Annotated in this window: 14 protein-coding genes and 1 pseudogene; 6 read left to right on the top strand and 9 right to left on the bottom strand. The window is 73.1% G+C overall.

The window, feature by feature from the left end; translation table 11 throughout:
• Positions 1-250: 250 nt before the first annotated feature.
• Genes KN815_RS27745 through KN815_RS27735 form a run of 3 tightly spaced genes read left to right on the top strand, consistent with a single transcriptional unit; the run spans position 251 to position 983 of the window.
• On the top strand, positions 251-445 hold the full coding sequence (locus KN815_RS27745; RefSeq protein ID WP_216344645.1) for a hypothetical protein: 195 nt from the start codon (positions 251-253) through the stop codon (positions 443-445).
• Positions 442-759, top strand: a complete 318-nt coding sequence (locus KN815_RS27740) for a hypothetical protein (protein WP_216344644.1) — start codon at positions 442-444, stop codon at positions 757-759. The genes KN815_RS27745 and KN815_RS27740 overlap by 4 nt, the downstream gene beginning before the upstream one ends.
• A complete protein-coding gene (locus KN815_RS27735) occupies positions 756-983 on the top strand; it encodes a hypothetical protein (RefSeq protein ID WP_308403679.1) in 228 nt (75 codons plus the stop codon). The genes KN815_RS27740 and KN815_RS27735 overlap by 4 nt, the downstream gene beginning before the upstream one ends.
• 183 nt (positions 984-1,166) lie before the next feature.
• On the opposite strand, the gene KN815_RS27730 is transcribed toward KN815_RS27735, so the two are convergent.
• The 4 genes and pseudogenes from KN815_RS27730 to tsaB form a co-directional block, all read right to left on the bottom strand.
• Positions 1,167-1,430, bottom strand: coding sequence for a hypothetical protein (locus tag KN815_RS27730; protein WP_216344643.1), 264 nt, complete (start codon positions 1,428-1,430; stop codon positions 1,167-1,169).
• Complete coding sequence (gene tsaD, locus KN815_RS27725; protein WP_216344642.1) at positions 1,427-2,557, bottom strand: tRNA (adenosine(37)-N6)-threonylcarbamoyltransferase complex transferase subunit TsaD; 1,131 nt, start codon at positions 2,555-2,557, stop codon at positions 1,427-1,429. Before tsaD ends, KN815_RS27730 begins: the two co-directional genes overlap by 4 nt.
• A gap of 201 nt (positions 2,558-2,758) precedes the next feature.
• A pseudogene (gene rimI, locus KN815_RS27720) lies at positions 2,759-3,200 on the bottom strand (ribosomal protein S18-alanine N-acetyltransferase); the annotation flags it as partial.
• Between the two features lie 26 nt (positions 3,201-3,226).
• Positions 3,227-3,895: a tRNA (adenosine(37)-N6)-threonylcarbamoyltransferase complex dimerization subunit type 1 TsaB gene (gene tsaB, locus KN815_RS27715; RefSeq protein ID WP_216344641.1), complete on the bottom strand. Its 669-nt coding sequence runs from the start codon at positions 3,893-3,895 to the stop codon at positions 3,227-3,229.
• A 179-nt stretch (positions 3,896-4,074) separates the two neighbouring features.
• Here tsaB and KN815_RS27710 point away from each other — a divergent pair, with 179 nt between their 5' ends.
• Positions 4,075-4,641, top strand: a complete 567-nt coding sequence (locus KN815_RS27710; protein ID WP_216344640.1) for a hypothetical protein — start codon at positions 4,075-4,077, stop codon at positions 4,639-4,641.
• Between the two features lie 74 nt (positions 4,642-4,715).
• On the opposite strand, the gene KN815_RS27705 is transcribed toward KN815_RS27710, so the two are convergent.
• The 3 genes from KN815_RS27705 to KN815_RS27695 all read right to left on the bottom strand — a co-directional run bounded on the left by KN815_RS27705 (position 4,716) and on the right by KN815_RS27695 (position 6,418).
• A complete protein-coding gene (locus KN815_RS27705; protein ID WP_216344639.1) occupies positions 4,716-4,922 on the bottom strand; it encodes a hypothetical protein in 207 nt (68 codons plus the stop codon).
• A 223-nt stretch (positions 4,923-5,145) separates the two neighbouring features.
• Positions 5,146-5,664 (bottom strand): tRNA (adenosine(37)-N6)-threonylcarbamoyltransferase complex ATPase subunit type 1 TsaE, encoded by a 519-nt coding sequence (tsaE, locus tag KN815_RS27700; RefSeq protein ID WP_216344638.1) that lies wholly within the window; start codon positions 5,662-5,664, stop codon positions 5,146-5,148.
• A 151-nt stretch (positions 5,665-5,815) separates the two neighbouring features.
• Positions 5,816-6,418 carry a TetR family transcriptional regulator C-terminal domain-containing protein gene (locus KN815_RS27695; protein ID WP_216344637.1) on the bottom strand — a complete coding sequence of 201 codons (603 nt, stop codon included), beginning with the start codon at positions 6,416-6,418 and terminating at the stop codon, positions 5,816-5,818.
• Positions 6,419-6,510: 92 nt separating this feature from the next.
• Between KN815_RS27695 and KN815_RS27690 the strand changes: the two genes are divergently transcribed.
• Positions 6,511-7,293 carry an MBL fold metallo-hydrolase gene (locus KN815_RS27690; protein WP_216344636.1) on the top strand — a complete coding sequence of 261 codons (783 nt, stop codon included), beginning with the start codon at positions 6,511-6,513 and terminating at the stop codon, positions 7,291-7,293.
• A 108-nt stretch (positions 7,294-7,401) separates the two neighbouring features.
• Here the strand turns inward: KN815_RS27690 and KN815_RS27685 are convergent, their stop codons facing one another.
• Together KN815_RS27685 and alr are read right to left on the bottom strand one after the other, a co-directional pair.
• Positions 7,402-8,625, bottom strand: a complete 1,224-nt coding sequence (locus tag KN815_RS27685; protein WP_216344635.1) for an alpha/beta fold hydrolase — start codon at positions 8,623-8,625, stop codon at positions 7,402-7,404.
• A 2-nt stretch (positions 8,626-8,627) separates the two neighbouring features.
• Entirely contained in the window at positions 8,628-9,782 is a 1,155-nt protein-coding gene (gene alr / locus KN815_RS27680) for an alanine racemase (protein ID WP_216344634.1), read from the bottom strand.
• A gap of 83 nt (positions 9,783-9,865) precedes the next feature.
• Here alr and KN815_RS27675 point away from each other — a divergent pair.
• The coding region (locus KN815_RS27675; RefSeq protein WP_301184654.1) for an NAD(P)H-hydrate epimerase at positions 9,866-10,113 on the top strand (248 nt) is incomplete at its 3' end.

Below are 10,113 nucleotides of genomic sequence, written 5' to 3'. Positions count from 1 at the left end.
GGGCGCTACAGAAGCAGGCCACATGCAAGACCCCCGCAACCGCGTAATCGGTCCGGGGGCGTGGCCAACGCTGGATTGGAGCGTCAACATGCTGGACTCTATCGTCCGTGTGCTCGTATGGGTGAGGACAGTTCTGGCCTTACGGCCGTCCGGCCGTCACCGTGCCGTCCCGAACCTCACCGCGTCGCATCCGGTGCCTTCCCGGCCCGTGGCGGGGGCCGTGGGTTTCCCGACCGCTGGGCCCGGACCGGTGCCCCCGCGCCTTTACACCGACCCGCCGACCCTCGCACTGCACACCATCCCTCTCCTGCCGCTGGACAGCGAGTTGCCCGCGCTGGTGCGTCCCTGCGTGGTGGCCGATGAGCGGCGGAAGCAACAGCGGTCGAAGAGCGTCCCCCGGGTGGAGTTGGTCTGTGCCCCGCACGGCATGGTGGTCATCCGGTGACCGCCAACGGCCGGACCACTCCCGCCCCGGCCCCTGGCTGCGCTCTGTGCGCCACCCCCGGTGACTTCGGGCACCGTGACCCCGCTGTGCCCCGTTCGGGTCTGTGCCCGGCGTGCATCGCGGCAGCCAAGCCCACCCGCGACGGCCTTGAACAGGCCGTCGTCATCGTCGCCGGACAGAGCCTCGCCGCCGCTGAAGCCCTGAGCCTGGCCACCGCCACGCCCGAACAACTCGCCTACCACCTGGGCACGGTGAAACGCAGCCTGCGCGCCGTGCTCCAACTCCTCGCGCCGGTCGAGGAGGCGGGCCGGTGACCCCCGACAACAAGGCGTACGGGAACGAGCGGCCCCGTATGACGATGCGCGTCTACACCATGGCCCGCGATGGCATCGTGACCGCACAGCGCGCGAAGGTGGCCGTCCTCGTCGGCAAGGACAGCACCAACCCCTACGCGCTGGGGCAGGCATGGCCGCCGTGCCAGTGCCCCCGCCACCGCCACCGCCACCACAACAGGCCGGACCGCCACCGGCGGACCTGAGACGGCCGTCCGCCCCGAACCGCCGCACCCCAAGGCGGTCACCGAAGGGCGGACGGTCCCCAGGTGGCCCCGGTCGCCGTGCTCCCCGTAGCAGTCGACCGGGGCCACAACCCGAGGCCGCACGACCAGGCGCTGTACCGGGTGCCCGTACGCCCCGGCGCCCTAGCGCCCGGCGCCGTACGCTCAGTCCTCGGCCGCGACCGTCTCGAAGCGCCAGCGGTGCACCGCGCGTCGGGCCAAGTCCGCCCCCGGTTCGGGGAGTTCCGGCAGGCCCGGGGTGTCGTAGGCGCCGTCCCACCAGGTGATGACGAGGACGCGGTCCTCGGGCGCCCGGAAGGTCTCGCGGCGCAGCGGGGCCGGATCGAGAGGCTGGCGGTTGGCCCACGCCAGTAGCTCCGCGCCCTTCCCCGCCACGGCCCGGGCCTCCCACATCAGCGCGACGGTCATGCGTACAGGTTCTTCCGGCTCAACTCGTGCACATGGTCATGAGAGTGACCATGCGAGTGGGAGTGGGAGTGGGTGTGCGCGTTCGGGTCCGGGACATGCGGATCGGTCACCGGAAGCGAGGAGTCCGCCGACAGGTCCCAGGCCGAGGCGGACCGGCCCCGCGCCACCATCTCCGCGCCGAGCGCCGCGACCATCGCCCCGTTGTCCGTGCACAGCTTCGGCCGCGGCACCCGCAGGGTGAGCCCCGCGTCCTCGCAGCGGCGTTCGGCCATGGCCCGCAGCCGGGAGTTGGCCGCGACGCCGCCGCCGATCATCAGATGCTCCACGCCCTCGTCCTTGCAGGCGCGCACGGCCTTACGGGTCAGCACGTCCACGACCGCCTCCTGGAAGGAGGCCGAGACATCGGCGACCGGGACCTCCTCGCCCGCCGCCCGCTTCGCCTCGATCCAGCGGGCGACGGCGGTCTTCAGCCCCGAGAAGGAGAAGTCGTACGCGGCATCCCGCGGACCGGTCAGCCCGCGCGGGAAGGCGATCGCGTCCGGGTCGCCCTCGCGGGCGATGCGGTCGATGACGGGGCCGCCGGGGAAGCCCAGGTTCAGCACCCGGGCGATCTTGTCGAACGCCTCGCCCGCCGCGTCGTCGATGGTCGAGCCGAGCGGGCGGACGTCGGAGGTGATGTCGGGCGCGAGAAGCAGCGAGGAGTGGCCCCCGCTCACCAGCAGCGCCATCGTCGGCTCGGGCAGCGGCCCGTGCTCCAACTGGTCGACGCAGATATGGGAGGCGAGGTGGTTGACGCCGTAGAGCGGCTTGCCGAGGGCGTAGGCGTACGCCTTGGCTGCCGAGACGCCGACCAGCAGCGCGCCCGCGAGCCCGGGGCCCGCGGTGACGGCGATCCCGTCGAGGTCGGAGGCGGCGACCCCGGCCTCCTTCAGCGCCCGCTGGATCGTGGGGACCATCGCCTCCAGATGGGCGCGGCTGGCGACCTCGGGGACGACACCGCCGAAGCGGGCGTGCTCGTCCACGCTGGAGGCGACGGCGTCGGCGAGGAGCGTGTGGCCGCGGACGATGCCGACGCCGGTCTCGTCGCAGGAGGTCTCGATGCCGAGGACGAGGGGTTCGTCAGCCATGGGTCTCGGTTCCTTGTACTGAGGTCGCGGGGTTCGCGGAGGTCGCGGGGTTCGTGGGGTTCTCGGAGGCCGCTGTGTTCTCGGAGGCCGCTGTGTTCGCGGTGGACGTGCTGGTCTCGGTGGACGCGTTGGTCTCGGTGGACGTGCTGGTCTCGGTGGACGCGTTGGTGTCGGCGCACGCCGCGGTCGCCACACCCGGCGCCGCCGGGTCCGACAGCCGCATGACCAGGGCGTCCACATTGCCGGGCTGGTAGTAGCCCCTGCGTATGCCGATGGGCTCGAAGCCGAAGCGCTCGTACAGCCGCTGCGCGCGGGCGTTGTCGACCCGCACTTCCAGCAGCACCTCACGGCATTCGAAGGCGGTGGCGGCCGTAAGGAGGTCGGTGAGGAGGCGGGCGCCGAGGCCGGTGCCCCAGTGGTCGCGGGCGGAGGCGATGGTCTGGACGTCGCCGGTGCGGTCGAAGACGGCGAGCCCGGCGTATCCGACCAGCCGGGACCCGCTCTCCGCCACCACATAGTGCCGGGTGGCGCCCCGGCCCCGGGCATGGGCCAGCTCGGACCAGAACATCCCCCGCGACCAGGCGTCCTCGGGGAACAGCTCCTCTTCGAGCTCCATCACCCGGTCCAGGTCCCACCAGCGCATCTCGCGCAGCGTCACGGTCGCGCCGCTCACTTCGGGGTGACCACCTTGTAGTTGGCGGGCACCTTGGCGTCGGGCCGGCGCAGATACAGCGGCCGGGGCGGCGGCAGCTCCTCGCCGCACGCCAGCTTCTCGGCGGCGAGCGAGGCGAGCGCCCCGGCCGACTGGTACTCCGGCATCCCGGCCGGTACGTCGGCGAAGGCCGCCGGGTAGAGCAGCGCGCCCGCGCCGACCGCGGGCAGCCCGGCGACCCGCTCGGCGAGATCGGCGGGGTGGTCGACGGCGGGCTCGGTGACGCGGGTCCTGGCGTCGTCGTAGCGCGCCCAGTAGACCTCCTTGCGCCGCGCGTCCGTGGCCACGACGAAGGGGCCGTCCAGACCGGCCAGCCCGGCGGCGTACGCGATCCCGTCCAGGGTGCACAGCCCGTGGACGGGCACGCCGAGGGCCGACCCGAAGGTGGCCGCGGTCACCAGGCCCACGCGCAGTCCGGTGTACGGGCCGGGGCCCGCCCCGACGACGATCTCCGTCACCGCGGCCAGCTCCGTGCCCGCCTCTTTCAGCGTCCGGTGCACGGCGGGCAGCAGCAGCTCGCCATGGCGGCGGGCATCCAGGTCCGAGGACTCGGCGATCACCGCGGAGCCGTCGTGCAGGGCGACGGTCACGGCGGGGGTGGCGGTATCAAGAGCGAGCAACAGCACGAGAACAGCCTACGGCGCGCCGGGAGGTCGTTCTTTCGTACCGCCCTTTCGTACCGACGGTGGAACAGCTCGGTCACCGCTCGGCCGGAGCGCGGCGGGGCGGCGGGCGCCGGTGCTACCGTCGCCGTAAGCGTGAACGGGCCGTCAGCACGTACTGACCGCAGGAGAGGGTTGCCGCCGTGCCAAGGAGCAGTACCGGGCCTGCCGTGGCCGTACTCACCGCCGCCGCGCTGGGCGTCGTCGGGTTCCTCGGTTACCAGGCCGCCGCGACCGCGCCCGACCATCCGACCCAGGCCCGGCCCGGGTCGCACGCCGCCGAGTCCAAGAAGAAGGACAAGGGCGACGCGGGGTCGAAGCAGAAGTCCACCGCCCTTCCGGCCGGCTCCGGCACCGGCGTACGGGTCGTCTACGCACTGGGCGACAAGCGGGTCTGGCTGGTCGGCGCCGACGGTAAGGCCACTCACACCTTCCAGGTGGGCCCGAGCCCGGCCAGCCCCGACCCGGGGACCTATTCCGTGACGTCGCGCAACCAGGGCGGGGTCGGATCGGACGGAGTGCAGGTCGAGCACGTCGTCGTCTTCCACTCGGAAGGGGGGGTCGTGTTCGGTTTCAGCGCGGCGGTGGACGGGTCGATGCCGGACCCGAACGCGCGTAAGCGTACCGGGGCCGTCCGGGAGAGCCGGGCGGACAGTGCGGCGATGTGGGAGTTCGCCCAGGTGGACACGAAGGTCGTCGTCGTCCCGTAGCCCGGTAGTCGCGTAGCCCCGTAGTCGCGTAATCCCGTGACCCGCGGCGGAGATGACGCGGCCGCCGACGGGCGCTATGCCGCGTCGCGCTCCTCGTCGTCCGCCTCGGACTCGGACTCGGCCGACGCGGTCGTCCGGGCTGACGCGGGAGTCTCCTCCTCGGTCGGCCGCGGGGGCGTCGAGACCGCGCTCGCCGCCGCACACGCTGCCAGGAGCTCCGACATCGACGGTGACCGGTCGTCGCGTGCGCCGGTCCCGGCCACGGGGTCGTGGGCCGACATGGATGCCTCCTGAGGGTGCTGGGGCAGTCGAGCGGAGTTAGGCAGACCTAACCCATGCTTTCTCTCCCCATGTGACCACGGGCGATGCCCGGAATGCAACAGCATGCCGACGGCTTGTCGGAAACTACCCGGCATCTGCACGCGAGCTCTACCCGGCAGCCCTGCCGGGCCGGGCCACCCCATGGGCCACCCCGGCGCTACCCCCCGGCGCCACCCCGCGTCGCTACCCCGCGAGCGACGCCAGGTCCTCCCCCGCCCAGCGGGGGCCGACGCCCGCCACCACCACGTCCCGTACGTCGTCCACGTCGGCGGCCATCGCGTCCGTGACCGCGATATCGCTGCCCACCGTCCGCTGGATCACCACATGCAGCCGGTCCTCCGCCAGCTCCTCGACCTTCCCCTCGCCCCACTCCACGGCCACCACCGAATCCGGCAGGGAGACGTCGAGGTCCAGGTCCTCCATCTCGTCGAGGCCGCCGTTCAGCCGGTACGCGTCGACATGGACCAGCGGCGGGCCGTCGCCCAGCGAGGGGTGCACCCGGGCGATCACGAAGGTGGGGGAGGTGACGGCGCCACGAACGCCCAGGCCCTCGCCCAGGCCCCGCGTCAGGGTCGTCTTGCCCGCGCCGAGTTCACCGGTGAGCAGGACCAGATCGCCGGGGCGCAGCAGCTTGGCGAGTCTGCGGCCCAGGTCCCGCATCTGGTCGGGAGAGGTGACGGTGATGCGCGTGCCTACGTCCATACTCGCCGATGGTACGGGCAGCGAAAGCCCGGCGCGGACCGGCGGGAACGCCCTGGCCGGGCGGTCGGACAGCCGATCGGACGGCCGCGCGGGCACCGTCGGAACAGGCATCGGGCCCGCCCGCCGGGCAGGGGCGTGCGGTCAGGACCGGTCAGGACTGATCCAAGGCCCGTTCGATCGCTCGGCGGGCCCGGCCCGCGGCCGCCCGGTCGTGCTGGAGCTGCATGGCCGCGTTCAGTGCCAGCCCGGCGGCGACGATCTCGAACAGCGCCTGGTCGATGTCGAACCCGGCGGACAGCTCGCCCGTCTCCACCGCCGCGGCCAGGTCCGCCCGCAACTGCTCCCGCCAGCGCGACCACACCTCGGCCACCGCGTCGCGGACCCGGCCGGGGCGGCCGTCGTACTCGCTGAGTGCCGCGGTCATCAGGCAGCCGCCGGGCAGCAGCGGCGCTTCCAGGTAGCCCACGGAGTTGGCGCACACCGCGCGCAGCCGCCGCAGACCCGGCTGCTGCGCCAGTGCGGGCTCGACGACCCGGTGCCAGAAGTCCACGAACGCCTTGTCCAGCGTGGAGATCTGGAGCGCCTCCTTGGTGCCGAAGTGCTTGTGCACCCCGGACTTGCTCATCTCCAGCTCCTCGGCGAGCCGGCCGATGGTGATGCCGTCCAGCCCTTCCTCGGAGGCGATCTCGGCGGCACGGCCGAGGATCCGGCCCCTGGTGGCCTGCGCTTCCGCCGCTGAGCGTCGTGGTGACATACGACGAGGATAGCGTACGCCCGTTCGCTATTGCTTTGGAGAACGACCGTACGCTAAATTCCGGGGCAACCACCGGAACGAAGGAGTGCGGGATGCGAGTGCGACGACTGGGCTGGGCCGGACTGGAGATCGAGGCAGGCGGCGAGCGACTGGTGATCGACTACGTGCAGGACTTCTCACCGCTGTTCACGGGGTGGAAGCCCGGCGAGGGACTGGCGGTGCCGAGCGGGAAGGTCACCGCCGCACTCCTCACCCACCTGCACCGGGACCACACCGACGCGTCCGCGCTCGCGAACGCGCTGACGCCGGGGGCGCCGGTGCTGCGACCGGCGCCCGGCCACGGCGACGACGTGGACAACGTGACGACGCTGTCGGCCGAGCGCGAGCTGGTCCTGCACCGGCTGGCCGCCGAGGTCGTGGATGCCTGGTCCAGCCGCGACATCGGGCCGTTCCGCGTCACCGCGGTCCCCTCCGTCGACGGGCTGGGCGACCCGCAACTGAACTGGGTGGTGCAGGCCGACGGGCAGCGGGTCTTCCACGGCGGCGACACGATGTTCCACGGCTACTGGTGGCTCATCGCGCGCCGGTTCAGCCCGTTCGACGCGGTGTTCCTGCCCGCCAACGGCGCGGTGGTCGACGCGCCGCACCTCCAGCCGCCGAGCCCGCTGCCCGCCGCGATGGACCCGAGGCAGGCCGCCGCGGCCGCGGAGATCCTCGACGCCCGGTACGCGGTGCCCATGCACTACGAGACGGAGCAGCCGGACAAGATCCCGGGCTATGTCGAGGTCTCCGACCCGGAGAACGACTTCCGCACCCACGCCGGTCGGCGCGCACATGTGCTGGCCGTCGGGGAATGGCTGGACCTGGCCACCTGACCGGAGACTCCGCCGCTCCACCGGGAACGCTCCACCGAGCACGGGGGCCAGGCCGCCGCGGCGGCCCAGCACGGCGACCCAGCACGGCGCCCCCGCAGGCCCGGCCCCTCAGCCCGACACGCCCCGCTTCGCCCGGTCGCCCGCCCCGTCCACGGCCCGCGAGAGCAGCTCGGTCAGATGGCCGTTGACCACCTCGGGATGTTCGAGGATCACCAGATGCCCGGCCTCTTCGAGGATCACCAGCTCGGCGCCGGGGAGCAGCTCCGCGATCGCCTCGCTGTGTTCCATCGGCGTGATCAGGTCCTTGTCGCCCGCGAGCACCAGCACCGGCCGCCCGTCGAAGTGCGGCAGCGCGGCCGCCTTGTCGTGGGCGATGAACGCCGGGTAGAACTCCGCCACCACATCGATCGGCGTGGCCTCGATCAGCCGCTCGGCGAACCGCGCGACCCCCGGGTCCACGTCCTTCGAGCCGAACGAATAGCGCTTGATCAGCCCCGCGAAGAGATCGGCGGTGGCCCGCCGCCCCCGCTCGACCAGGTCGGCCTGCCAGCCCAGCGCCTTGAGCAGCCCCGGCAGCACCCGCCGCACCGCGTTCACCCCGACCACCGGGAGGCCGAAGCTGACCTCGCCCAGGCGGCCCGCCGAGGTGCCGATGAAGGCCGCGCCGATCACGCGCTCGCGCACCAGCTCGGGGTACTGCGCGGCGAGCGCCATCATCGTCATCCCGCCCATGGAGTGGCCGACCAGCACCAGCGGGCCCTCGGGCGCGGCCGCGTCTATGACCGCCTTCAGATCGCGGCCGAGCTGGTCGATGCTGATCGCCTCGCCGTCCGCCTGGGCGCAGCCGCGCGCCGAGCGGCCGTGGCAGCGCTGGTCCCAGTAGACGGTGCGGACCACCTCGCGCAGCGCGGAGCGCTGGAAGTGCCAGGAGTCCTGGCCGAGGCAGTAGCCATGGCTGAAGACCATGGTGACGGGGGTGGGGGTGCGGCGCCCGAACCGCCGCTTGCGCCGGGGCGAGGGCGCGGCGGCGTTCTCCCGCACCTCCTCCACCTCGTAGTACAGCTCGGTGCCGTCGTCGGCGATCGCCCTGCCCGGGGTGCCGCGCAGGGTGCCGTACGGGCCCTCGGCGTCCAGTGCGAGCCGGGCCTTGCGCCGTACGCCGCGGCCGACCGTCAGCCGCTCCAGCGCGACGCCCGCGGCCGCCCCCGCCGCGAGCACGCCGATCGTGGCTCCCGCGAATCCGGCGCCCCGGCGCCAGCTCACGGCTGTGGCCCCCGCCGCGACTCTCGTCGCCATCTCTGCCGTACTGCCGGCCGTGCTCTCGTCGCCCATGGTCAGTTCCCTGTGCCCCCGTCCTCACCTACATAAACGCGGGGAATCCGGGCCGAGATTCGGGTCACGATCTCGTAGGCGATCGAGCCCACGGCACGTGCCCAGTCCTCGGCGGTCGGCTCGCCCCGGTCCCCCGGGCCGAACAGCACCGCCTCGTCCCCCGGGGCGGCGGTGTCCCCGCCCAAGTCCACCACGAACTGGTCCATGGCGACCGTACCCGCGATGGTCCGCCACTTCCCCGCGACCAGCACCGGGCCGGTGCCCGAGGCATGGCGCGGAATGCCGTCCCCGTACCCGACGGGCACCAGCGCGAGGGTCGTCTCGCCGGGGGTCACATAGCGGTGCCCGTAGGAGACCCCGTGTCCGCCCGGCACCCGCTTGACGGAGGCGAGCGCGGCGGAGAGCGTCATCACCGGCCGCAGGCCGAAGTCGGCGGCCGTGCCGAGTTCGGGGCTCGGGGAGATGCCGTAGGTGGCGATGCCGGTCCGGACGAGGTCGAAGTGGGACTCGGGCACGGTCAGGGTCGCCGGGGAGTTGGCCAGATGGCGCACCTCCGGCCGCAGCCCCGCCCGTTCGGCGTGCGCCACCATGTCGCGGAAGAGCGACACCTGGGCGCCGATGGAGGGGTGGCCCGGCTCGTCCGCGCAGGCGAAGTGGGACCACAGTCCCGCCACCCGAACGGCCCCTTCCGCCTCGGCCGCGCGGGCCTCCTCTACCAGCGCGGGCCAGTCCGCGGGCTGGCAGCCGCTACGGCCGAGCCCGGTGTCCGCCTTGAGGTGGAGCCGCGCCGTACGGCCGCACGCGCGCGCCGCCGCGACGGCCTCGCGCAGCGCCCACAGCCCGCTGGCCGAGACGTCGATATCCGCCTCGATCGCCTGCCGCCACGGGCCGCCGGGCGTCCACAGCCAGCACATCAGCCGGCCGGTGTCCCCCGCCGCCCGCAGCGCCAGCGCCTCCTCGGGCGTGGCCGCGCCCAGCCAGCTCGCGCCCGCCTTACGGGCGGCACGGGCGCACGGGATCATGCCGTGGCCATAGGCGTCCGACTTGACCACGGTCATCAGCTCGGCCGTGGGTGCCGCGTCGCGCAGCACCCTTACGTTGGCCCGTAGGGCGGCCAGATCGACCACGGCACGGGCGCGCATCAGTGTCTCGTCCATCTCCGTCAGTCTCTCAGGCCGATCAGCCCACCGGAGTGTGTGCTTCCACGCACGGAGTGCCCTTCGTTCGGGAGACTAAGAGCATGAGGATTGCCTACAGCGTGGAGACCGTAAGGGCCGCCGAGCGCGCACTGATGGCGCGGCTGCCCGAAGGAGCGCTCATGCAGCGCGCGGCGGCGGGGCTCGCGGCCGCGTGCGCCGATCTGCTGGGCCGGGTGTACGGCTCCCGGGTGGCCCTGCTCGTCGGCAGCGGCGACAACGGCGGTGACGCGCTCTACGCGGGCGCCCGGCTGGCCCGGCGCGGCGCCGGGGTCACGGCAGTGCTGCTCAA

This window comes from Streptomyces niphimycinicus (assembly GCF_018883605.1).
In the GTDB taxonomy this organism is placed as follows: domain Bacteria; phylum Actinomycetota; class Actinomycetes; order Streptomycetales; family Streptomycetaceae; genus Streptomyces; species Streptomyces niphimycinicus.
The sequence above is the reverse complement of the archived record's forward strand: the minus strand, read 5'-3'. Positions and strand labels throughout refer to the sequence as shown.

Excerpts from the sequence above, each read along its gene's own strand:
- KN815_RS27730 (WP_216344643.1), bottom strand. The coding sequence starts at position 1,430 with ATGACCGTCGCGCTGATGTGGGAGGCCCGGGCCGTGGCGGGGAAGGGC.
- tsaD (WP_216344642.1), bottom strand. The coding sequence starts at position 2,557 with ATGGCTGACGAACCCCTCGTCCTCGGCATCGAGACCTCCTGCGACGAG.
- KN815_RS27705 (WP_216344639.1), bottom strand. The coding sequence starts at position 4,922 with ATGTCGGCCCACGACCCCGTGGCCGGGACCGGCGCACGCGACGACCGG.
- tsaE (WP_216344638.1), bottom strand. The coding sequence starts at position 5,664 with ATGGACGTAGGCACGCGCATCACCGTCACCTCTCCCGACCAGATGCGG.
- KN815_RS27695 (WP_216344637.1), bottom strand. The coding sequence starts at position 6,418 with ATGTCACCACGACGCTCAGCGGCGGAAGCGCAGGCCACCAGGGGCCGG.
- KN815_RS27690 (WP_216344636.1), top strand. The coding sequence starts at position 6,511 with ATGCGAGTGCGACGACTGGGCTGGGCCGGACTGGAGATCGAGGCAGGC.
- KN815_RS27685 (WP_216344635.1), bottom strand. The coding sequence starts at position 8,625 with ATGGGCGACGAGAGCACGGCCGGCAGTACGGCAGAGATGGCGACGAGA.
- alr (WP_216344634.1), bottom strand. The coding sequence starts at position 9,782 with ATGGACGAGACACTGATGCGCGCCCGTGCCGTGGTCGATCTGGCCGCC.